The organism is Pseudomonas iranensis (assembly GCF_014268585.2).
Taxonomy (GTDB): Bacteria; Pseudomonadota; Gammaproteobacteria; order Pseudomonadales; family Pseudomonadaceae; genus Aquipseudomonas; species Aquipseudomonas iranensis.
Genome location: NZ_CP077092.1, coordinates 1,218,808 through 1,242,030, shown reverse-complemented (window position 1 = coordinate 1,242,030; position 23,223 = coordinate 1,218,808). Strand labels below are relative to the sequence as shown.

Annotated in this window: 20 protein-coding genes; 10 read left to right on the top strand and 10 right to left on the bottom strand. The window is 58.6% G+C overall.

Going from position 1 to position 23,223, the window contains the following annotated elements; genetic code table 11:
* Window positions 1–23 precede the first annotated feature (23 nt).
* The 4 genes from HU724_RS05430 to HU724_RS05415 form a co-directional block, all read right to left on the bottom strand.
* Entirely contained in the window at window positions 24–3,488 is a 3,465-nt protein-coding gene (locus tag HU724_RS05430) for a dermonecrotic toxin domain-containing protein (RefSeq protein WP_186568120.1), read from the bottom strand.
* A 153-nt stretch (window positions 3,489–3,641) separates the two neighbouring features.
* Entirely contained in the window at window positions 3,642–6,197 is a 2,556-nt protein-coding gene (locus HU724_RS05425) for a LuxR C-terminal-related transcriptional regulator (RefSeq protein WP_186568118.1), read from the bottom strand.
* A 138-nt stretch (window positions 6,198–6,335) separates the two neighbouring features.
* Entirely contained in the window at window positions 6,336–7,703 is a 1,368-nt protein-coding gene (locus HU724_RS05420) for a DUF1329 domain-containing protein (RefSeq protein WP_039759308.1), read from the bottom strand.
* A 23-nt stretch (window positions 7,704–7,726) separates the two neighbouring features.
* Window positions 7,727–9,520, bottom strand: a complete 1,794-nt coding sequence (locus HU724_RS05415) for a DUF1302 domain-containing protein (RefSeq protein WP_038860649.1) — start codon at window positions 9,518–9,520, stop codon at window positions 7,727–7,729.
* 797 nt (window positions 9,521–10,317) lie between these two features.
* Here HU724_RS05415 and HU724_RS05410 point away from each other — a divergent pair.
* Both HU724_RS05410 and HU724_RS05405 read left to right on the top strand, forming a co-directional pair.
* Entirely contained in the window at window positions 10,318–12,315 is a 1,998-nt protein-coding gene (locus tag HU724_RS05410; RefSeq protein WP_225927667.1) for an S-type pyocin domain-containing protein, read from the top strand.
* Window positions 12,312–12,572: a hypothetical protein gene (locus HU724_RS05405; RefSeq protein WP_016771644.1), complete on the top strand. Its 261-nt coding sequence runs from the start codon at window positions 12,312–12,314 to the stop codon at window positions 12,570–12,572. The genes HU724_RS05410 and HU724_RS05405 overlap by 4 nt, the downstream gene beginning before the upstream one ends.
* Before the next feature lie 43 nt (window positions 12,573–12,615).
* Here HU724_RS05405 and HU724_RS05400 read toward each other — a convergent pair whose 3' ends face one another.
* The 4 genes from HU724_RS05400 to HU724_RS05385 all read right to left on the bottom strand — a co-directional run bounded on the left by HU724_RS05400 (window position 12,616) and on the right by HU724_RS05385 (window position 15,996).
* The gene (locus tag HU724_RS05400) at window positions 12,616–13,527 is read right to left on the bottom strand and encodes an SDR family oxidoreductase (RefSeq protein ID WP_186568114.1); all 912 of its coding nucleotides are present in this window, start codon (window positions 13,525–13,527) and stop codon (window positions 12,616–12,618) included.
* Between the two features lie 153 nt (window positions 13,528–13,680).
* Window positions 13,681–14,583, bottom strand: a complete 903-nt coding sequence (locus HU724_RS05395) for an alpha/beta fold hydrolase (protein WP_186568112.1) — start codon at window positions 14,581–14,583, stop codon at window positions 13,681–13,683.
* Complete coding sequence (locus HU724_RS05390) at window positions 14,583–15,365, bottom strand: class II aldolase/adducin family protein (protein WP_186568110.1); 783 nt, start codon at window positions 15,363–15,365, stop codon at window positions 14,583–14,585. Before HU724_RS05390 ends, HU724_RS05395 begins: the two co-directional genes overlap by 1 nt.
* A gap of 175 nt (window positions 15,366–15,540) precedes the next feature.
* Window positions 15,541–15,996, bottom strand: a complete 456-nt coding sequence (locus HU724_RS05385) for a flavodoxin (protein WP_110646375.1) — start codon at window positions 15,994–15,996, stop codon at window positions 15,541–15,543.
* Between the two features lie 153 nt (window positions 15,997–16,149).
* Between HU724_RS05385 and HU724_RS05380 the strand changes: the two genes are divergently transcribed.
* Together HU724_RS05380 and HU724_RS05375 are read left to right on the top strand one after the other, a co-directional pair.
* Window positions 16,150–16,626, top strand: a complete 477-nt coding sequence (locus HU724_RS05380) for a PAS domain-containing protein (protein ID WP_186568108.1) — start codon at window positions 16,150–16,152, stop codon at window positions 16,624–16,626.
* A 54-nt stretch (window positions 16,627–16,680) separates the two neighbouring features.
* Window positions 16,681–17,286, top strand: coding sequence for a hypothetical protein (locus tag HU724_RS05375; RefSeq protein WP_024011639.1), 606 nt, complete (start codon window positions 16,681–16,683; stop codon window positions 17,284–17,286).
* A gap of 3 nt (window positions 17,287–17,289) precedes the next feature.
* Here HU724_RS05375 and HU724_RS05370 read toward each other — a convergent pair whose 3' ends face one another.
* Entirely contained in the window at window positions 17,290–18,249 is a 960-nt protein-coding gene (locus HU724_RS05370; protein ID WP_186568106.1) for a MerR family transcriptional regulator, read from the bottom strand.
* A gap of 211 nt (window positions 18,250–18,460) precedes the next feature.
* Between HU724_RS05370 and HU724_RS05365 the strand changes: the two genes are divergently transcribed.
* The 5 genes from HU724_RS05365 (at window position 18,461) to HU724_RS05345 (ending at window position 20,967) form a co-directional block, all read left to right on the top strand.
* Window positions 18,461–19,030 (top strand): putative antibiotic biosynthesis monooxygenase, encoded by a 570-nt coding sequence (locus tag HU724_RS05365; RefSeq protein WP_186568104.1) that lies wholly within the window; start codon window positions 18,461–18,463, stop codon window positions 19,028–19,030.
* Between the two features lie 58 nt (window positions 19,031–19,088).
* On the top strand, window positions 19,089–19,799 hold the full coding sequence (gene folM / locus HU724_RS05360) for a dihydromonapterin reductase (RefSeq protein WP_186568102.1): 711 nt from the start codon (window positions 19,089–19,091) through the stop codon (window positions 19,797–19,799).
* 72 nt (window positions 19,800–19,871) lie between these two features.
* Complete coding sequence (folX, locus tag HU724_RS05355; RefSeq protein ID WP_016771653.1) at window positions 19,872–20,243, top strand: dihydroneopterin triphosphate 2'-epimerase; 372 nt, start codon at window positions 19,872–19,874, stop codon at window positions 20,241–20,243.
* Window positions 20,244–20,339: 96 nt separating this feature from the next.
* Entirely contained in the window at window positions 20,340–20,636 is a 297-nt protein-coding gene (locus tag HU724_RS05350) for a DUF1244 domain-containing protein (RefSeq protein ID WP_056782977.1), read from the top strand.
* The gene (locus HU724_RS05345; RefSeq protein WP_110646373.1) at window positions 20,629–20,967 is read left to right on the top strand and encodes a HopJ type III effector protein; all 339 of its coding nucleotides are present in this window, start codon (window positions 20,629–20,631) and stop codon (window positions 20,965–20,967) included. Before HU724_RS05350 ends, HU724_RS05345 begins: the two co-directional genes overlap by 8 nt.
* A 195-nt stretch (window positions 20,968–21,162) precedes the next feature.
* Here the strand turns inward: HU724_RS05345 and trxB are convergent, their stop codons facing one another.
* Entirely contained in the window at window positions 21,163–22,125 is a 963-nt protein-coding gene (gene trxB, locus HU724_RS05340; protein WP_016771656.1) for a thioredoxin-disulfide reductase, read from the bottom strand.
* Between the two features lie 312 nt (window positions 22,126–22,437).
* Here trxB and cysZ point away from each other — a divergent pair, with 312 nt between their 5' ends.
* Complete coding sequence (gene cysZ, locus HU724_RS05335) at window positions 22,438–23,190, top strand: sulfate transporter CysZ (protein WP_038861129.1); 753 nt, start codon at window positions 22,438–22,440, stop codon at window positions 23,188–23,190.
* Window positions 23,191–23,223: the final 33 nt, after the last annotated feature.

The window sequence follows — 23,223 nt, the reverse complement described above, 5'->3', positions numbered from 1 at the left end:
TGCTTATGTGCGCTCGAAACGACTCACCGCACCGTGGTCTTGCTCAATGCGCTGTCACCCTCTTGCATCAGTGACTTGAAGAACCCGATCAGCTCATCGGCGGGGTCTTCATGGCCGGTGTAATACGTTACGAGTTCCGCGACCGTGCGGGCGTCTTCAAACAGACTTAGAAAGGAGCGTTGCGCACGGGTAAGTTCTTTAGCCGGCGCCCCCGCCGCTGCAGCCTGACCCAATGTCAGCAGTCCGCTCAATACATCCTGCACATGCCCCAGCGCGGCGGAATAATCACCCCGTCGGTGCGACTGCGACGCGTCGTAAATGCTTTTCATCACCTGCACAGCCACCACCACAGTGCCTACGGGGGGCACCAGCAGGCTGACAATGTTTGCGGCCTTCAACAGGTTTTCATAAACCACACCGGCGATTATTTCGTTGAGACTGGTGGTCCGTTCGTCGATGTCACTCAATACACGGCGCACTCGCTCGTCGTGGAAAGTGAACAGATCGGGCAGTAACGAACGCTGCTGCGTGCGAATGACCGGTCGAGCATCAACCGTTGCAACCAGATTATCGAAGTAATCATTGATCACTTTCTGGTCAATCAGCAGTATCCGATCGCTGTAGTAGGTCCTGAACGGGCCTTCTCGAAAACGAATCGAAGGAATGAACTCAGCGATCGGCCGGAAGCTGACTTGATCCGGCGCGTCAGGCGTATAGAGCAAGTCAAAGAAACCTGACGATAACCTCAATCGAAAAATATAAACGCCGCCAACTGTACGGTCCCCGGCAGCTGTCAGACCCAGCGTGCCGATGTTGAATTTATACAGCCCGATGTCGCCTTCGCCGGTGCTGGTCCCTACCGACTGATAACCGCCACTTTCTTTCAGGTTATCGATAACCCTTTGGACAGCAGAGAAAGACTCCGTCGATAATCTGCCGTTGGTAAAGTCGGCAAACGCATTGCGGTACATCTCACAGCGGATTTTCCGGGCGTGTACAGCGCGTTTGAATGAGTAATCAGGATGCGCCTTGTTCTGATATTGCTCTTTGAGCATCGCGGTATATCTGTCGCCGGGACGGAACGTTTTCGACAGCGAGGACAGGTCGCGGATATCCAGTTTTTCAACGATGGGATGGCCATTGACCAAATAGTATTTCGGGCTGAATTTCGTTTCATAGGACGGATGCGCCGCTTCAAAAGCGAGTCCTTCAAGCAAAACGTCGGTAACGCTCTTACGAAAGTCTTCGGTTTGCACAATGATCTGGTCGGGATTGACCGAAACGTTACTGCCACGCGAACGCAAAATGTCTTCGATCTGAGCTTTCACCGAGTCATAAGTGAATTGCTCGAATGTCGGAAAACCATTGTCTCGCGCATCAACCATGGACAGTGCCTTGAATTCGGTGCTCAAACGCGAATAGCGTTTGCGGCCCTCGAAGCCAAGCGCCCGATAACCGGCCGGTGCAATGGCCTTGTGCAAGGCAACTTCGGCGCGGTAAGCGGCATTTGCGTAATCAGCCAGCTGTGCTTTGGGATTCAGACCGAGATCAACCGGTCGGCTATCGAGCGTATAGCGATAGCTCAGTTGTGTGCGAGCGCTGCCGAGCAACTCACCCGCTTCGTGCAGATAGTCCGGATGGATCAGCAATGCAGCGTACTCACGATCGGCGGACAACGCCGACTCCAGCCAGCGGTTTGCCGCATAGATATCGGCAAATTTATGCAGCTCGAATTCACCGGCAGGCGTTTTGATCAACATCAGCGACGGTACATATTCTCGGGCCGAAATGATCAGAACCTCTTTCAACGCCGGCACCTGGGATCGGATTCGCATTCCCTGAACGGTCACCGCAGGATCATTGGCCATGGCCCGCGCGATGATATTCGCATCAGTGGAATCCAGTTTCCCGGAGTGGCGAGCAACAAAAGCCGCGAACTCCATCTGACTGAAGAGATAGTTGCGATAAGCCTCTTGATAAGCCACCGAGGGCGAGTATGCAAGACTGCCGGTAAATTCCAGCCGCAGGTTACGATTTTCCAGCCACTGCTCAAGCGCTACTGCCGTCAGCCGACTTCCGGCGGGAGCGCCGATGATAGTCAGAGTCGCTTTGTAACCCGTGTCGTGCAGACCGAAAACAAGAAATTCCGTCAGCGTCCGGGTTTCTTCCTGTTCGATGGTCCGTCCGGCAATTTGCAGACTATACGAGCTATGGACACTGATTGATTCCGGATCCAGTTGTTCACCAAGTACCCTGTCCGCCCATTCGGCGAATGTGCGCACTACATAATCCTTGAATGAAAAACATTCATCGAACGTGTTTGAGTAGACAGCCTGGTATTGATCCCGCGACTCTTCAAGCTCGCTATAGCGTTGTTGCATATCGCTACCTGCGGCATGCAGCCATAGCGGCCAATCGGTGCGTTTCAATGCAGCCCAAAGCAGATAGAAGCGGGTTTCGATGCCGTAACGCAGCACGTGCAGGCCTTGATTGTCCTGCAGCATGGAAGTCAGCGGTTTGGCCAGTTGTTCCTGGCCACCGATCAAGACTGAAACACTTTCAAGCTGACCCTTGAGGTGAGTCTCGACACAAAAGACGTGAGGACTTTGCGCGGCTTTCAGATACCGGATCTGGTCTCCACCCAGGGACAGTCGCTGCTGAAGTTTGCTATGCAGATCGATATTTTTTTCAAAAAATTCAAAGCCGTTTTCCGGCGTATGCAGGAGATAAGAGGTTGACTCATTCACCAGCGGCATTTCTGCATCCGCACGCTCGGCGTTGTCCAGAACGAAACAAGGCTGACGGGACAGCTGGTAATCCTGTTCAGGTTGCAGCCTGACTTCAAACGCTGCGCGACCGCCATCTGCGTCGAGCAGATGAGCGAATCGCTCGCCCAACCAAGCGTCAAAATTGTTGGCCATGACCGACAGCGACAACTCTGCACCGGTGACCACCGCATAGGCTTCTATAAAAGCCTGTTTGTTCGACAGCGGTGCATTGTCGGCATGGACGGGTTTCGCTGGCGCAGCCCAGAACTTTGCGATCTCGGCTCGCAGTGTTTTGTCCAGTCCGGCAGTTACAGCAGCGATCAGATCTTCGACAACAATGGTATTGAGCGCCTGGACTCTGAATTGCTCACTGAACGTATCCGGCAGAAAAAACACTCCATCACCGCCCATGATGTAAGCGGGGCTGACATTGTTATTCAGACAATGGACCGTGACATCCCAAAGAGTGCCCGAGGGCCGATTTTCATCGGCAGGAAAAGCAGGATTCGTATTGATATAGACCTTGTCGATATCAACTGTTTTGCCCAGACGCTTCAATTCACCTTCAAGGATGTTGCGCAGAATATCCAGCACGCTCGGCATGGAATCAATGATCTTGAACAAATCTGTTTTTGCCTGCGTTGCCTTTTCCCACTCTTCGGGCCAGGTAACCTGCTCACCGAAAAAACCACGCATCAAACTTTTATATAACTTGACCACAAACCTTCCTTACTTGATTATCCAGAGCTGCAAGTGCAGCCACTGCTGATAATTGCAAGGTAGTTTCTTTTCCAGCCAACATGAAGCGCGAACAAATTACAAAACATGCCAACATATAATGAAAATAATTTATAGCCACTCCATCCCAGCAAACTAAACCAGTATCCCCATCAACTTGGCTTTCGCCACAGCCTGAGTTCTGCGCTCTACACCCAACTTACCGTTAATCCTCCTCGCATGGGTTTTTACTGTATGTAATGAAATAAACAGTTGCTCGGCAACTTGCTGATTAGAAGCCCCTTGAGCAATCAACATCAGCACTTCGCGTTCGCGCCGACTGAGGCCTGGCGCCTGATCATCGTTATCCCGTGGCCAGGCAGAAACCTTCTTGCCAGACCCAGTGCCGGCGCTGCCTCGGCGTAATTCCCACTCGCGCATGGCTTGCTGCAACCGGCAGCGCTCCGCCAGCATTGCGGCTCGCTGGAAAGCTTGCTGCGCCGCCACCGTGTCTCCGTGCAATTCGGCCAACTGGGCGATGGCCAGCAGCAACTCCGTTTCTGCCGCCAACATGCCCTTGGCCTGAGCGCGTTTCAGCAATCGTTCAATGGTGGGCAGAGCGGTTTCGTCAGGGACCGATTGCGCATTCGCGCAGGCCAGCAGGTATTCGATGCGAATAATCAGTTCGAACGTCGCGGGTGGCGCCTGCAATGCAGAAGGTCCCCGGTAATGCCGTAACAGTCGGCTCAACGCTTCTTGGACAAGATGCGGTCGGCCCTGCTGCAACCAGAACTGGCTGCTGACCTGCAACACAACACCGCGATAGACCGTATCGGGAATCTGCCGCTGCTGCATGACCCTTTCGGCCTCGCGCAGGCGTTCGAAAGCGCAGGCATAATCACCGCGATTGCCGGCCAGCTGCGCCTGCCCCAGATAACCATACAGGACCCGCTTGTCCTGGCTGCGCAAGCAGTCTCCGAGACCTTGGCTGAACAGCTGCGCAGCCTGCTCTTCAAGTCCCATGCACAGCGCCAGTCGTCCGCGTCGCAGGGCGATACGGCCGAGCAGCGGCGTGGGCACCATGCTGCGCTGACGCAGCAAGTGCTCGATCTCCACCAGCAGGCTTTCCGCACGCAAAGGCGCGCCTCGCTGCTCGAGCCATTGCGCATGATCAAGCTCAAGCAACCCTTCGAACAGCAAAGAGCCGTGAGCCCGCGCCAGGCACAGCGCTTCACGGTTGAGGGCGTGGGCCTGATCGAGTTCACCGCACAGTAACGCCTGCTGGGTCAGTCCCGACAAGCACATCACACGGGCCTGCCAGGCATCGTCAGCCAGTGCGGACAACGCCTCCTGAAAGCAGGCGCGTGCCGGCTCCATCTGCCCTTGCAGGTGAAACAGCCATCCCTGTTGCGCCTGCCAGCGGGCCAGCAGCTGCTGCTCCAGTTGCGCTGTCGGTTGTGGCATGAAGCGGCCGAGATGAGCCAGGCATTGCCCGGCCTGTTCGAACCGGCCGGCAAACAATAAGGCGCCCGTGACCAGCACGATCAGCTGGGGTGTCATCAGAGTCAGCTGCTGGCTTTGCTGCTCGTGCAAACGCAACAGCAGGACGACCGTCTGGTCTTCGAACAAGTCTTCGAAGCTGAAATGCTGCAACAGGCTGACGGCAGTTTCGTATTCCTCGGCCAACAACGCTTGTTCGAACGCCGCTCGCCAATCCTGCGTCGCGCTGAACCACTGACAGGCGCGCCGGTGCCAGGAACGCGCACACGGCCAATGCGATTCCTGGATGATTCGCGACAGCGGGCGGAACACCTGGAGCCAGTCAGCGGACGCTTGCCAAGGCTCGATGAAGCAGCCCAGCACTTGCAGATCACGCAGCAACTGAGCGCCTTCGCCAGGGCCGAACAAATGCTCGCATAACGGCGCGTTGAACCGTGGCAGATGAGCCAGCACACGCCATGCCTCGTCCTGCTCCGGGGTCAGGTTGCTGAAGAGTTCGTGCTGCAGATAATCGAGCAGAGTGTCGACACGCTGCTGCGGCTGCAGGTTTTGCGACCAGTCGCACTTTTGCAGGAGCGCCATGCGCGCCCCCGCGCACCAGCCGCCGGTACGCTGGATGATACGGGCAGCGACACGCTCGGCCTGGTCTGGCGGCAAATGGTGCAACACCGATACCACTTCATCGTGAGTCAGCGCCAGGCTGGCGCTTTCGAATTCGTAGAGTTCGTCATCGAGCAACAGCCGCGGCCAGTTGCACTGCGGCCGGCGCCGAGTGCTGACCCACCAGGTGAGCGCCGGGCTGCTGACCGCCAGCAGGCGATCCAGCAGCGCATCCACAGCCGGATCCGGCAGACGACTGTAATCGTCGATAAACAGCGAAGTCGGCCTCGACCAATGGGCCAGCTCCGCCATCAGTTGCGTATCGTCAAGGCCTTCGACCAGCCCGAGCGCCCGCGTCAGACGCAGGCAGAATTCTTCAGTGCTGAGCGCCGCTCCCGCCAGCGGCAGCCAGATGGCCTCGCACTCTGCACGCGCCTGAAGAAGACATTCGGTGAGCAGTGCGGTTTTGCCACTGCCCGCGGGCGCGCACAACAGCTTCACCCGCGCGCTGGATGCCAGCAAAGGTGCGCTCAAACGGCTGCGAGGTTGATGATGCGAAGAAAGCCTGGGCAAAAATCCGGGTCGATCCAGGCACGGGGTCATGGCGGTCATCGGGTGAGCCTTCTTATCGTTGTGCGCTCACCCTAGCCCTCTCCCGCGCCCTTGTTGACGAGTATTCAGCACGCTGATTGATGGCCATAAAAAAGGCGACCGTGCGGTCGCCTTTTGTCCACCGGTACAGCAGACCCGTTACCGTACGCCCTCGGCGCGCAGAGCCGACGGGGTGTAATCGGCGGCCTTGGCTTCGAAGCCGAATTCGAAGCTGTGCTTCTCTTCGTTCTTCATGCCCAACGCAATGTAGCGGCCGGCGATGATGTCGTAGAGCGCTTCCAGCGTGTATGCCTGGGCCTGATGATCGTAGTAGTACTGCGCGTGACCTTCGGCGACGCGCCACAGTTGCCCGCGACCGTCGTAGTGATCGGCCAGTGCCACTTGCCAGCTGTCCTCGTCGATGTACATGTGACGCTTGGCGTAGATGTGCCGCTCGTTCGGTTTCACCGTGCCGATCACTTCCCAGACGCGGTGCAGTTCGTAACGGGTCAGGTCCTGATTGATGTGCCCGGCCTTGACGATGTCGTCGTACTTGAGCTTCGGCGAGTCGAGCTTGTAGCTGTTGTAGGGAATGTACATTTCCTTCTTGCCAACCAGTTTCCAGTCATAGCGATCCGGCGCTCCGGAGAACATGTCGAAGTTGTCGGAAGTCCTCAGGCCATCGGCCGCTGTACCCGGACCGTCATAGGCCACTTGCGGCGCCCGACGTACGCGGCGTTGACCGGCGTTGTAGATCCACGCCAGACGCGGTTCCTTCACCTGATCGAGGGTTTCGTGCACCAGCAGCACGTTACCGGCCAACCGCGCCGGGGCGGTCACCGATTGCTTGAAGAAGGTCAGCACGTTGGCGGCTTTTTCCGGGTCGATGTCTTTCATCAGTTGCGGCACGGCGATCTCTTCTTCGAAGCGGATCGGCGTGTAGCTGCCGTTGGTCTGCGGCGTGACCTGGGTGATGATCCGCCGCAGATTGCCACCGTGGTAGCGGGTGATGTGGTTCCACAGCACCTCGACGCCATTCTTCGGAATCGGGAAGGCGTAGTAGCGGTTGCCGGTGAAATTGGCCAGGCCGTTGCCGTCGTTGATCGCGTTGACGTTCAGCGCGCTGCGCTTGGCCGACTCATAGATTTCCGCTGGCGCACCCACGGTGCGGTGGGTCGGGTAGACCGGAATCTTGTAGGTTTCCGGGTAGCGTTTGAACATCGCCACCTGGCCATCGGAGAGCTTGCTTTTGTACTGCTCGACGTTCGCGGCGGTGATGGTGAACAGCGGTTTTTCGTTGGCAAACGGGTCGGCGAGGAAGCCCTTGCTGTCCACCGCGCCGGCGTTTTTCGGGATGCCGCCGGTCCAGGCCGGAATCGATCCGTCCGCATTGCCGGCCTTCTCGGCGCCGAGCGGGGTCAGGCTGGTACCGAGTTTGTTCGCTTCGTCCGGCGACACCGCCGCCATCACGTTGGCGGCCAGCAGACTCAAGGCCAGCACGCCACATTGCAGAATCGTTTTGCGCATTGCAGTCATCCTTCTCGGGCAGATCAGAAGTTCACGCCGAAGCTCAGGGCCACGAAGTCACGGTCTTCGAGGACGTTGTAGTCGCCACCGAAAAAGTCGGTGTAACTCAGGCTTGCGGTGTAGGTGTTGCGGTAGTCGGCATCGACGCCGAAGCTGATGGCTTTCGCACCTTCGTTGAACAGACCGTTGGGGCCGTAACCGGCGACGTCATGGGACCACGACAGGTTGGGCTTGAGGTTGATCCCGCCGATGACGTTGGCGTAATCGAGAATCGCCCGGGCGCGATAGCCCCACGAAGTCGAGGTGACGAAGCCGTCGGTATCGCCGCCGAATCCGTACTGGCCGTAGACCGAATCACGGCCATAACGCAGCTCACTGCGGGACTCCAGACCACCGACATGCACCACCGCTGCTTCGCCGACCACGGTCAAGCGTTCGGCGCCGAGCACCTGATCGAAGAAGTGTGTGAGGGTGCTCTGGATCTGCGTGACTTCCTTGCGCCGGTAGCCTTTGTTGTCCGCACCCGGCGAAGTCGCGAGTGGCGATGCGGTGCCGCCGGCAATCGGGTTGACCAGCGCCAGCGTCAGGTCGTTGGTGTTGACCTGCACCGGCGCGTTCGGCCGGTAGCTGACCTCGCCGGTCCACGCGGTGCCGGTGGGCAGCGTGGTGGAGAAACTGGCGCCGTACAGGCGAATGTCTTCCGGATATTCGAGGTAATACTGACCGCGCCCGAGCATCACGCTCTGCGCCAGCCCCGCACCGCTGCCAGGCGCGAGACCGTTGGCGATGCCGACCATGCCTGGCAACGCCGCCAGTGTCGACAGCCCCGCCGTGGTGGTGCCGACCGTCGGCGTACGGCTGTGGTAGTTCATGAAGTAGAGACCGTATTCGGTGTCTTCGCCGAGCCAGCGCAGCGCCGTGCCCCACTGCCCCGAATCGCGCGCATCGCGATCGCCGCCACGGGGGATCACCACGCCCTCGCGGGTGACCTGAATGCCTTGGCCGAACGCGGTGGTCAGCGGCACCAGTGGCGCCACCGCTGGGCTGCCGACGGTGTAGCCGTTGTTGCAGCCGTCCGCCGCCACGTCGACGCCAAAGAACGTGCCGCAGTTGTCGAGAACGGTCTGGTCCCACTCCAGTTGGTAGAAGCCTTCGACCGAAAGTTTGTCGGTCAGGCTCTGCGAACCAAACAGCATGTTTACCGGAATCAGGCCTTCCTTGATCTCCGCACCGGGACGGCGGAATGCCGAGACGTCGACCGGGTTGATGCTGTTGATCGAGTTGCCGATGAAGGTACTTTCGCCCCAGCTCACCACCTGCTTGCCGGCCCGCACGGTGCCGGGCAAATCAGCGATGGCGTAGTTGTGATAAACGAAGGCATCGAGGATCTGCGCGCCGGAAGACTTGGCGCCTTCCTTGCGGCCGCTGTCGCTGATCTGTTTGAACTCGCGGTCTTCGTCCTTGAGTTCGAAGTCGTACCAGTATTTGCCCCGCACGAACACGCCGGTATCGCCGTACTTCAGTTCGAGGTCGTGGATACCCTTGAAGATTTTCGAGAAGGTTTCGCCCTTCTTGAAATTCAGGCGCCCGTCATCACCGGTGGACGATTGTCCGCTGCCGCCATTGACCGTGCCGACCAGCGAACTGTCGGCATCGCGCAGGCCCCAGCTCGCGCCGACCGAAAGAGACGAGTCGAAGGTGCCTTCGATTTCGCCGATGTTGAAGGCGACCGCGTGCGCCTGGGCGCCGCAACCCAGAGCCACCGCAGCGGCCAGCGCCTGCGGTGTGAAGATGGCGCGCATTGTTGTTTTTGTCATGCGTCTTCCCCAGTGAGTGACAGAAGGCCCCACCCTACTGCCGGGCGCTGCGGTCGATAAGCGCACCAAGGAGGTATTTGCGTTGTCGCTCGAAAGGATGAATGGCCTTGCACGGCGGGGCCTTGAGCGGTTCATGGGCTGGCTGGATGGCGCATCATCAGCGCCATGCATGGGCACGCCACTGTTGCGCGCCCCGTAACAGTGCATGTCTGGAATCGGTATTTTTCCTACACACTCAAGCCCGTATTCTGAGCGCGCTTTCCCGGCACACGCCGCAAAGCGCGAAGCCCGCTACGCTGAATCGCGAGCGACTGGCTACAGATTCTGGATAAATCGATGTTTTCGGTTTACCGCCCCGCTGTTCACTGACGTTGATTTGTAGCTCCTTGATCCAACGTCTTACCTTGGCCGCTGCGTTTGCAGCGGCCTTTTTTATGGGCGTTTAAAAAGGCTGGAATGCGGTTCGGTAACGCTTCCCATCAGCGCGTCAGACATTTCTTCGAAGCTCGGACGAATTCCCTCTGCATCGATGAAAACCCGCGAAAACCCTTTCGACATAACGCCCTGTTACTGACGGGCTTCTCGGATTTGATTACCGCCACTCTGAGGTAACTTGAAACACCTCAACCATTCGCTGGTGACACGGATGTCATCGCCACCCGTGCGCACTTTTCGAGCGAGTGAAAACGCACATTCAAAAGGACATGAATATGCCAAAGCCTCCACCGTTGGAACTGGATCCAGTACATATCAGGGAGTTCGGTCCTGATGACTTCGAACCATTCAAAGATCGCGACATGAATTACTCCTACAGCGGCATGTTCGGCCCTGCCGGCGCCAATCCGCAGACGCGTGAATCGATGCATGAAACGCAAGTCGCCGTGGAACAGGAATTCAACGCAAGAACCGCCTCTATTCCCCAAACCATTGAGGTCGAACTGGCGGCGAGCAGGCTGGAAGGACCGACCAATCCTCTGCCACCTGCCGCAGCACTGGCCCGCGAAGTGGGCGTCAGGAACACGTTGATTCAACGCAAGAGCGCCGAGTTTCAACGGCAGACTGCCATCGCCAACCGCTTTTATGGCAGCGATCCACTGGGAAAAACCTTCAAGGATTACCTGAATCAGGCATCGGCCAATCGGCGCGCGCATGGCGCAGCGGTCCGCAGCAGAGCGTTGTGGAGCGAGTCGTTTCGGGCCGCCCACGAAGCGCGGCTGCTGGGCCAGACATTGGCGCTGCTCAACCAGCAACAGGCTGGCGTACTCAATTGGCTGGCCACCGTACAAGCCCAGGATCAGGCACAGGCGGCAGCGGCAGAGGCGCAACGCCAAGCTGCAGAACGTGCCCACATTGCCGCTGAGCAACAGCGCCAGCGTGACATTGCCGAAGCGGTGCGCCGGGAGCAGGAAGAAATCCGCGCACGCGAACAGGCGCGTCTGGCCGCGTTGGCGGAGAAACAGCGTCGGGATGCCGAACAGGCTCGATCGGCGGCTGAGACCGCGCGCCTGAATGCTGAGGTTGAAGCTCGGGAGAAAGAGCGGCTGGCTGCGTTGAAAATCGCCCAGGCCGAGGCACAAGCCAAAGCGGAACCAACGGCGCTGGCCCATGCGGCAGAACAGCCTCGGTTACAGGAGGACAGGAAGCATGTCTTTCCGTCCTCTGGAGCAATGGCCAGCAACGGCCCGGCCGTTTCTTTCGCTTCGACAGCCGTCCCGCTCAGCCCGGCTACCTCGGCGGGAATACTCAATGCGCTACGTACCGCAAAAGCGACCCTGACAGCGACGGGCACGGCGCTGTTCGGCAGTCCAGTATTGATGGGGTTCGCAGCACTGTTGATGCCGTCACCTCTGGGCAACGGCGAACGCTTCGCCATGAGCGTTCCACTGGCCGAGTTGTCGTCCGAACCGGCCGAGACGCTACATGAAATCGCGGACCGGCAGGGTAGTTTGGAAATGCAGGTCGGGCTAGGCGTCAGGCGACTCGGGGCTGGCACGCAAGTGTTCGTCGCTACGAGTGATGACTTCCATATTCGCTCAAGTGTGCTGGTCCTCAATGCCGCATACGATTTGCTCAACGACGTATACGAGGTCGCACTATCGGACTCGCCTACCGACTTCCTGACCTGGACGCCGGCAATCTCGCCGGGCGACCAATCGACCGCTTTGCCAATAGTGGATACCGGTTCGCCCGCCTATTCCGGCGCTTCCGTTGTTCCGGTTGAAGGGCGGCTGGATCTGAACCCGATCCTGATTGAAGGCTGGGATCGATTCATCATCGTGTTTCCGGTTGATTCGGGGATTGAGCCGCTTTATGTGGTGTTCAGCAGTCCTTATGAAGGGGCGACCGAAGAGGGGAAGCACAGCGGGCGTAGTTTCAACCCTGACGAGATTGGAGATGAAATATCAGATTTGCAGTGGGCAACAGCCGCTGTTTCATCGGAAGGAACGGACATCGTGAAGTTACACATTTCAAAGTTTCCGCAATCAGCTGCCAATGACGTAATGCTTGATCGCCTGGAGCGAATCGCTCGTGGAGAACTCGAAGCTTCCGACACTGACAAACGTTTCTACACTCACGAGATAAGGGAGTTCGAAAGATTCAGAGCTTTAGGCTTTGGTGATACCGAGATGCCAGAGATCGGGTCACCGATCTGGAATAACGTGCATACGGCAACGTTGGAAGATTTCCAGTTGAAAGACGATCCCGCACTTCTCTACACGCCCGAAGCACTGGCTGCAGCAATGGAGCAGGAAGAACGTGATTACCAGAAATTGCTGAAGGAGATGTGGCAATGAGCACCGTTGAGATGATTGTTAAAAATGAACCTCTGGATGACATAGTCACTGTGTTCGCGTTACTTCAGGCAACGCCACATCTGGACATGATGATCAGACGCCACAATCGAGACCTGATCGACGAGTATGGGACCCTGGAAGCATCGTACGCTCGGCTCTTCGCTGCCGGGATTTTGCTGGAGGGAGAAAAGGGCCTAGCTATCAAAGGACCTAACTGGAAGCCGCCCAAGTTCATGACAGAAAAAAGATACATTTGAAAACTGGAGCCACCCGCCGCGAGGGTTGGTGGCTCCGTTAATTTCAAATCGAATACTTCTGCAAATTCGCCATCATTTCCTTCAACGCTTCGATATTGTCCTTCGGGTGCGCCGCGCCTTCGAAATCGCAAATCTGCTGCCAGTGCGCCGCCACATCCTCTGGCGAGAACCCCTCGCGCGGATCGAAGCCGGCACCGAGGCTGCGTTCCCAGCGCACCTTGCCCATCCAGCCGCCGCCGACTTCGAACAGGCCGGACGTTTCCTGGCATTGCTCGCTGGCCAGATACACCACCAGCGGGCTGACCAGTTCCGGCTTCAGTTGCTCGAATACTTGCGGCGGGATCAGGCCCTCGGTCATGCGCGTGCCGCCGGTCGGGGCGATGGCGTTGACCAGAATGTTGTTCTTGCGCCCTTCGATCGCCAGCGTTCGGGTCAACCCGTAAAGCCCGAGTTTGGCCATGCCGTAGTTGGACTGACCGAAATTGCCGTAAATGCCAGAAGTCGACGCAGTGAAAATCACACGACCGTAGTTTTGCTCGCGCAGATGCGGCCAGGCAGCACGGGTAACTTTGTAGGCGCCTTCAACGTGGACGCGATAGACCAGATCCCAGTCGGCGTCGTCCATCTTGTGAAATGACTTGTCGCGCAGGATCCCGGCATTGTTGACTATGACGTCGACGCGGCCGAAGGCATCGAGGGCGTTCTGTACCAGTTTGTCGCCGTCAGTCACCGAGTCGTGGTTGGCTTCGGCAATACCGCCAGCCTCGCGGATTTCCGCCACTACGCGGTCGGCAGCCGAAGCGTTGGCGCCCTCGCCCTGCGTCGAGCCACCGAGATCGTTGACCAGCACTTTGGCGCCCTGTCTGGCGAACAGCAGCGCATGCGCACGACCGAGGCCGCCACCGGCGCCGGTCACTATCACGACTTTATCTTCGAAACGCACAGGTTCATTCATCGCGGCAACTCCAGCAGGCCAAGAGGTAATGAACCTGAGTGTCAGGCACGACGCTTTGGGTCACAACGAACACGGCTGCGGCTGAATGGTGCGCGATAAGGCTGAGGGATGATCGAGTGTCCGGTCGCCGAGAGCCTGTGCTCTCGGCGAGAATCAGGAGTACGCCACTTTGCGTGGAGGCAATACCAGACGATCGCGAAACGCCAGATAATGCTTGAGCACCAGCGCCGGCGCCTCGGTTTGCGGATAGTGGCCGATGCCTGGCAACAGCACGGTGTCTGCATCAGGGATCAATTCGCGATATCGCTCGACCATGTGCACCCCGGAAATCGGGTCAAATGCGCCGTCGATCACCCGCAAGGGAATGTCACCCTGCTGCATGGCCGTCACCCAGCGCTCACGCTGCACCCGGCGCTCGGGGATGTAAGTGATCAATTTATGCAGAATGCGCGGGCCATGGTTGCTGTCGACCAGACTCCAGTAATCATCCAGTTCGCTTTCGGTCGGCTGGGTCTGCGCGCCGAAGATCTGCCGGAAACCTTTGACCAGCGCCTCACGGCTGAATGCGCGGCCAAGCAGCCAGCCAATCGGACTGAGCAGCAGTTTCTGCATCAGCAGCGGACGATGGGTTTCCGGAAACAGACCGCCATTGAGGAACACGCAACTGGCAACTTCGATGCGTTTTTCGTAATGCCGCGCGAGCAGTTCCTGAGCGACGCTGTCGCCATAGTCGTGGGCAAGAATATGCACCGCTTGTTCAACCTGCAGATGGGCGAGCAGCGCCTGTTGCAGATCGGCCTGTTCCAGCAGGCTATAGGTGTGATTGCGCGGTTTTGCCGAATCGCCGAAACCGAGCATGTCGCAGGCAATCACCTGATAACGCTGCGCCAGCGGCTGCCACAGGTAATGCCAATCCCAACTGGCAGTGGGGAAACCGTGAATCAACAGCAACGGTTCACCCTGCCCGACTGTCCAGTAGCGGATCGACTGGCCATGAAAAACGAATGTCCGGCTGCGCTTGCGCCAGACACTCAGAGGAATCTCGGCGAGCGGCATTAGAATTTATACCCCGGATCCTGCAGGTCGAGTTTGCGCAGCAGCGCCGGCCACGCCAGCGCGCCGCCCATGCCTTGAGCGCTCTTGGTGACGCCGGCAATCATTGCCTTGGCGCCGGCGAGAATCTGCGGTTCGATGGCGATCAGTTCGGCCCCTCCAGTCTGCGCCATGACCTGAATGTCGCAGGCACGCTGGAAGGTGAACATCATCAGAAAAGTGTCGGCGATCGTGCCGCCGCAGGTGAGCAGACCGTGGTTGTGCAGCATGAGGAAACTGTTGTCGCCGAGGTCGGCCTGCAGGCGCGCCTTTTCTTCATGATTCAGGGCCACGCCCTCGTAGGCGTGATAGGCCAGGCTCGACAACACGAACAGTGATTGCTGACTGATCGGCAACACCCCCTGCTTTTGCGCCGACACCGCAACGCCTGACGCGGTGTGTGTATGCAGCACGCAAACTACATCGTGGCGCACTTCGTGAACGGCACTGTGGATGGTGTAACCGGCGGGGTTTATTTCGTAGGGACTGTCCATGAGTTTGTTGCCAGCCTGATCGACTTTCACCAGGCTTGACGCGGTGATCTCGTGGAACATCAGGCCAAACGGATTGATCAGGAAATCTTCGGTGCCGGGCACCTTGGCCGAGATATGCGTGAAGATCAGATCGTCCCAGCCGTGCAGCGCGACCAGGCGATAACAGGCGGCCAGATCGACACGGGTCTGCCACTCGGCAGCGCTGACCTGATCTTTGACGTTCGGCGACGATTGGACGGGGGCTACGCTCACTGTATGCACCTCTGCGTTCTTCTTGTTCTGCTCGTGTCAGCAGTCTAGTCAGGCGCAGGGCATCGCGTAGTTGCATTGGCAGCCAGCTTGATGACTGAACGAGTCAGCCGGGCAAACAGCCTTGACCCGTTTCAACGCAACAACGCTTAGAAGGTGCAGCGATTATTGCCCGCGATCAGCCCTTGAGCGCTTCAATCAACTGCGCCAGCCACGGCTCGGCATCGGTTTCCGGCGTGACGCTTTCGCTGGCGTCGATGCGCAGCATTTCCTGAACCTCGTTTACCCCCAGTTCGGCAAACAGTTCGCGCATCTGCTCGCCACCGCCGCAGAAGGTGTCGCCATAGCTGGCATCACCGAGGGCGATCACCGCGCCGGGCAGGCCGCGCAACGAAGCAGGCAACTGGTCGCGCAGGGTCGAATACAACGGTTGCAGGTTGTCCGGCAGCTCGCCCATGCCAGTGGTCGAAGTCACAGCCAGAAGGGCCTCGGGACCGAACGCCTGAATATCGGCCAACGCGGCGCGCGAGTTGTAGAAGGTTTCAAAGCCGGCGGCTTTCAGCAGGTTCTGGGCGTGGCGGGCGACTTCTTCGGCGGTGCCGTAGACTGAACCTGAGAGGATGGCGACTTTCATCAATCTGATCCTGGAACTGAAAAAAAGAGCCGCGATAGTAACAGCCCATGCCGCGAAGTTGCGATTGGCTCTCAATGCAAGCTGCTGGCCTATAGACAGTCCGCGGCTTTCTTCTAGAATGCCTGCCACTGACACAATGGAAGGGATTCTCGGATGATCAACGCCAGCCTGCTGCAAATGGTGATCAACGCGTCGAATGACGGAATCGTGGTCGCTGAAAAAGAAGGCGAGCAGGACAACATCCTTATTTACGTCAACCCTGCCTTCGAGCGCATGACCGGTTACAGCAGTGAGGAAATCCTCTACCAGGACTGTCGTTTTTTGCAGGCGGGAGACCGTGATCAACCAAGCCTGCAGCTGATTCGCGAGACATTGCGTGAAGGCGGTTCCTGCCGGGAAATCCTGCGCAACTATCGCAAGGATGGCACGCCGTTCTGGAACGAATTGTCATTGTCGACGATAAAAAACGCCGATGACGGGCAGACTTATTTCATCGGCGTGCAAAAAGATGTAACGCTTCAGGTCAAGGCGCAGCAGCGGGTTGCGCAGCTGGAAGCACAAGTGGCAGCGCTGCAAAGCGAGCTAGCGACGTTGAAAGCGACGAACGGCGCAAACAAAACCGCGAACTGATGGTCATTAACTACAATCACCAATGACTTTGTAACTATTCACTTCGAGTTAGCCATGCAGCGCGACGCCCTCCTCACCCAGGACGAGCTGGATTTCATCCAGACCATGCAGCACAACCCGCAACTTAACGTGCGGGATGCAACGTCGAGTCTGCTGGTTAATGGTGGTTCGCAGATCCGTGACCTGCTCACACGTCTGGCTGCTCACGAGCAGGTGACGATCCAGGCCAACTTCGAAAATCAGCAGATGACTTTCCCGCTGCATCTGGTGGAAGACGAGTTCCACGCGCTGCATCTGCGTCTCGGTGTGCCGAGCATCTACGAAGACGGCCCGATGGTGCGCCCATGGCGTCTGGTTCTTGAAGAGCCGGTGGCGCTTGAAAACGCCAAAGGCCAGCCCGGCACGCTGTGGGTGCACGAGGTGTCGCACAAAGGCGTGTTGCTGGAAGTGCGCAACAAGACCAAACCACCGAAACATTTCGCCCTGTGGTTCAGCCCTTCCGGTTATGAGCGCATCTCGTTGCGCGGCCATTTCGAGCGTGAAACCGAGCAAGGTTTCTTCGCTTACGAACTGAGCCAGACCGATGCAGACGAAACCGAGCGCTTGCGCCAGTTCATCCTGCAACAGCATCGCCTGACCCACCCCGCCCTGCACGCCTGAGTTTCAGGTATCCAGTTTGCCTGCCATGAATTGTTTCATGCGCTGGCGCATTGTCGCGCCCTCGTTACCGAGGCAGGCCACCGAAGAACCGGCCAGGCTGTCTTCGGCCAGTTCCGAGGCATCGCCGGCCAGCATCAACTGACAGTCGAGGCTCAGTGCCAGACGATTCAGGCGTCGGGGCAGCTCTGTGCCGGGGGCATGATTGGAAAACAGCACAAGTGCGTCAGGCTTGACCTTTTCGCAGACCAGCGTCAATTCATCGAAAGGCTGGCCCGTGGTCAGCACCCGCACGCCAGAATCGTTGCCGCTGAGAAACAGCGCCGCGACCAGCAACTCAAGCTCTCTGCATTGCCCCGCAAGCGCACTGACGACCACCCGGCGCGGTTGAGCCCCCCGCAGCATGATGATGCGCTGCAGCACGCGCGCCCTGAGAAATCCGTCGAGAAACAACCATTCGCTGGTTTGCCCGAAAGCGTCCTGGCGCTGCAGCAATTGCCGCCACAACGGCATGATGATGGCTTCGAACACCACTGGCAGCGTGTACGACGAGAAAATCTGTCCGTAGACGCGATCCAGCTGCTGATCGTCGAACTCACTGACCGCCTGCTGAACCTGCTCCTGCCATTGCTTGTAATCGGCCTGCACATGATCATCGGGGATAAAGTTTGCCAGCACCTTCAGAGGCTCTGTTTTCGCCAGGATCTTGCCGACTTTGCTCACGGCCACGCCGCGATCGATCCAGTCGACGATGCTGCGAACACGCTCGATATCGTTCATGGAATACAAACGATGCCCGCTTTCGGTGCGGGTCGGCTGGATCAATCCGTAGCGACGCTCCCAGGCCCGCAGGGTCACCGGATTGACGCCGGTGAGGCGCGCCACTTCGCGGATGGGGAACAGCTCTTCGCGTTCGAGCGTGCCGGGTGCTGTTGAGGCCGGGCGAGTATCCGTGATTACAGGCATCTGGCGGTCAACTTCCATGTCGGTTTATTGGATCCCATTTTAAACATGATGGACTGGAAACCTTCAAGTAGTGATCTGCGACGAATATGGCTGGTTTAATCGACAAAATCAGGAATAATCCTTGCTTGTTGTAAAGCGCAGGCCTCTACCCCGGCCTGCGTCAGGCGAAGTTCCTACCCGGAACGACGCGCTCGAAATACGGAGATACAAAATGTCTACTTCCCCCGTTACGTTGATGGTAGCGCGTCGCGTCGCTGATGGCCGCTATCACGATCTCATTGCATGGTTGCGCGAAGGCGAGCAACTGGCCACCGACTTCCCCGGCTACCTGGGCTCCGGCGTCCTTGCGCCACCGCCCGGTGACAACGAATTCCAGATTATCTTCCGATTTGTCGATGAGCAGACCCTGCATGCGTGGGAATACTCGGCGTCGCGTACCGCCTGGCTTAACCGCGGCAGCGATTTGTTCGAACATCCCAAAGAGCACCGGGTCAGCGGCATTGAAGGCTGGTTTGGTGCGACCGGACAACGTCCACCGCGCTGGAAACAGGCCGTGGCGATCTGGCTGGCGTTTTTCCCGGTGTCGCTGATTTTCAACTTTATCCTCGGCCCGCTGCTGGCTGAGTTGAGCCTGTTGCCGCGGATATTGATCGGCACGGCGTGCCTGACGCCGCTGATGGTGTATTTCTTCATCCCGTTGTCGACGCGCCTGCTGGCGAACTGGTTGAACAGCACGCCGACGCGGCCATTGGCTGGCGCACCGTCGGCGCAGAATCGCTGATCTGCAGCGGACGGCGAGCCTGTTATAGTTTTCGCTTCAACCGCGATGCGAGCCGCCCATGCCAGATTCCGCAGCCCCGATCCTCATCACCGGCGCCGGCCAGCGTGTCGGTTTGCACTGCGCGCAGCGCTTGATCGAGGACGGCCACCCGCTGATTTTCACCTACCGCACCGAGCGACCGGGCGTGCAGGCACTTCGCGATCTTGGCGCGACAGCGCTGTTCGCGGACTTTTCCAGCGAGGCCGGGATTCTTGCCTTCATCGACGCGCTGAAAGCCCACACCGACAGCTTGCGCGCCGTCGTGCACAACGCCTCCGAATGGCTGGCAGAAACCCAGGGCAGCGAAGCACAAGCCTTCAATCGCATGTTCAACATTCACATGCTCGCGCCTTACCTGATCAACCTGCACTGCGCCGAGTTGCTGCAGCATTCAACGCCAGCCGACATCATCCACATCAGTGACGACGTCACCCGCAAAGGCAGCAGCAAACACATCGGTTATTGCGCCAGCAAGGCCGGGCTCGACAGTCTGACCCTGTCGTTTGCCGCGCGCTTTGCGCCGGCCATCAAGGTCAACGGCATCGCTCCGGCGCTGTTATTGTTCAACCCCGACGATGACGCGGCGTACCGCGCCAAGGCACTGGCCAAGTCCGCCTTGGGTATCGAGCCCGGCAGCGAGGTGATCTACCAGAGCCTGCGCTATCTGCTCGACAATCCCTATGTCACCGGCACGACCCTCACCGTCAACGGCGGACGGCACGTCAAATAGGCCGTCCCGCTTCGGCCGCGAGTCGAGTAAGATCCACCAGAACGCCTGCAATAGACTGGACGGAGCAAATCAATGCCACAACTTCAACCGGGAATGGCGCGCATCCGGGTCAAGGATCTGCGCCTGCGCACCTTTATCGGCATCAACGAGGACGAAATCCTCAACAAGCAGGATGTGCTGATCAACCTGACCATTCTGTACGCAGCGCAGGAGGCGGTGCGTGACAACGACATCGACCACGCGCTGAATTACCGCACCATCACCAAAGCGATCATCGCCCACGTCGAAGGTAACCGCTTCGCGCTGCTCGAACGCCTGACCCAGGAATTGCTCGACCTGGTGATGACCAATGCATCGGTGCTGTACGCCGAAGTCGAAGTCGACAAACCGCACGCCCTGCGCTTCGCCGAGTCGGTATCGATTACGCTCGCGGCGAGCCGCTAGCTTCAAGCCTCAAGCCGCAAGCTGTAAACTTTGCTCACAGACACCCATCTTGCAGCTTGAAGCTTGCCGCTCAAAGCTGTCTCGAAGAGACCCCCCATGACTGATCAACAACGCCTGGAACTCGAAGCCGCCGCCTTTCGCCGACTGGTCGCCCACCTCGACAGCCGCAAGGACGTGCAGAACATCGACCTGATGAACCTTGCCGGGTTCTGCCGCAACTGCCTGTCGAAGTGGTACAAGGCCGAAGCCGACCAACGCCAGATCGAGGTCAGCCTCGATGACGCCCGCGAAGTGGTGTACGGCATGCCCTACGCCGAGTGGAAAGCCCAATACCAGCAAGAAGCCAGCGCCGAACAGCAAGCGGCGTTTGCCAAAGGAAAACCCAATGACTGATCTGAACACCCTGCGCGCCAGCCTCAAGAGTGGCGAGCATGCTTTCGCCGACACCCTGGCGTTCATCGCCGCCGGTTACGACTACCAGCCGCAAGCATTCAACAACGGCGGCGTGGAAAACGCTGAAGGGCAGAACGAAGGCTCCTGCAAGACCCTGGGTCTGGCACTGCTGGAAGGTCTGAGCGATGAAGAAGCGCTGCTGGCGTTCGGCGAGCATTACCGTTCGGTGCTGGCGACGCCTGAGGGCAGCGATCACGGTAATATTCGCGCGTTGATCAAGCACGGCCTGGCCGGGGTGAAATTCACCGCACAACCCCTGACCCGCCGCTAACAACGGGATTCGGATCGTTCCCACGCTCCGCGTGGGAATGCCTCATTGGACGCTCTGCGTCCGCTTTGGGACGCAGAGCGTCTCGGGCTGCATTCCCACGCAGAGCGTGGGAACGATCGAATTGCGTTGGAGCAGGAAGAGCGTGCACAAAAAAACCGGCCAATCTCTGGCCGGTTTTTTTTGTGCCCTGCGGTCTTAGAACGTGGCGTTCTGCAGGCCGTCCAGGTAGCGCTCGGTATCCAGTGCCGCCATGCAACCGGCGCCGGCCGAGGTGATGGCCTGACGGTAAACGTGGTCAGCCACGTCACCGGCAGCGAAGATGCCTTCGACGCTGGTGGCCGTCGCATTGCCTTCGCGGCCGCCCTGCACAACCAGGTAACCGTCTTTCAGGGTCAACTGGCCTTCGAACAGCGAAGTGTTCGGGGTGTGGCCGATGGCGATGAACACGCCGTCGACTTTGATTTCGTCGAAGCTGCCATCGTTATTGCGCAGACGCGCACCGGTGACGCCCATGTTGTCGCCGAGGACTTCGTCCAGGTTGGCGTTCAACTTGAGGATAATCTTGCCTTCAGCCACACGGGCGTTGAGCTTGTCGATCAGGATCTTCTCGGCGCGGAAGGTTTCGCGACGGTGAATCAGAGTCACGGTGCTGGCGATATTGGCCAGGTACAGCGCTTCTTCGACAGCGGTGTTGCCACCGCCAACCACAGCGACCGGCTTGTTGCGGTAGAAGAAACCGTCGCAGGTCGCGCAGGCCGACACGCCTTTGCCCATGAACGCTTCTTCCGACGGCAGGCCCAGGTAACGGGCGCTGGCACCGGTAGCGATGATCAGCGCATCACAGGTGTAAACCGCGCTGTCGCCGGTCAGGGTGTACGGCTTGGCAGCGAAGTCCACGGCGTTGATATGATCGAAAACGATCTCGGTCTCAAAACGCTCGGCGTGCTCGCGCATGCGCTCCATCAGCACCGGGCCGGTCAGACCATGAACATCACCCGGCCAGTTGTCGACTTCGGTGGTGGTAGTCAGTTGACCGCCGGCCTGCATGCCGGTGATCAGAAGTGGCTTGAGGTTGGCGCGGGCCGCGTAGACCGCAGCGCTGTAGCCGGCGGGGCCGGAACCGAGAATGATCACTCGCGAATGACGGACTTCAGACATGAATCTGCTCCTGTTGGCCGGCCATGAAAAATCTGGCGCGGACGCCGGACGGCCGGCGGAATAAAAAAGGACCGTGGACACCTTGGGGAAGGCTTGAACTCGACAGTCCTGTAAAAAGTTGGGTGCAGCGTATCGAGGGGGGCAAGATTAAGGAAATACGGTTTAACAATCCAGCTCATAGGTGGTCTCTATGCCGAGACGCTGACGGCATAGACCTCTTTGTTACAGTGAATGTCGATTGCTCTGCCGCGCTTTCGCCGCTGTGGCAAAGCCGGTAACGTCGGCGCGTTTTCCCTTGCTTCGGAGCACCTTATGCCCGCCCCTGTTCTGTCCGGCCCGCAATACCTGCGCGAAGGCCTCAAACTGGTCCTGAGCCCTGGCCTGCGCCTGTTCGTGTTGTTGCCGCTGGCGATCAACCTGGTGCTGTTCGTCGGATTGATCTATCTGGCCGGCCACCAGTTCAGCCTGTGGGTCGACACGCTGATGCCGTCGTTGCCTGAATGGCTGAGTTTCCTCAGCTATATCCTCTGGCCGCTGTTCGTGGTCCTGGTGGCCTTGATGGTGTTTTTCACCTTCACCATGCTCGCCAACATCATTGCCGCACCGTTCAACGGCTTCCTCGCGGAGAAAGTCGAAGTGGTGGTGCGCGGCACCGATGATTTCCCGGCGTTCAGTTGGGGCGAACTGATCGCGATGATCCCGCGCACCCTATCCCGGGAAATGCGCAAGCTCGGCTACTTCCTGCCGCGCGCCATCGGCCTGTTCATCCTGTCGTTCATCCCAGTGGTGAATATCGTCGCCGCGCCGTTATGGCTGCTGTTCGGCGTGTGGATGATGGCCATCCAGTACATCGACTACCCGGCGGACAACCACAAACTCGGCTGGAACGAGATGCTCGCCTGGCTGCGGCAGAAGCGCTGGCAGAGCATGAGTTTTGGCGGGATCGTCTATCTGGTGTTGCTGATTCCGGTGGTCAACATCCTGATGATGCCGGCGGCGGTAGCCGGGGCGACGTTGTTCTGGGTGCGTGAACGTGGTGCCGAAAATCTGGTGATCCAGCACTGACCGCGTCACAAATCCATCATCCGACCGTAACAA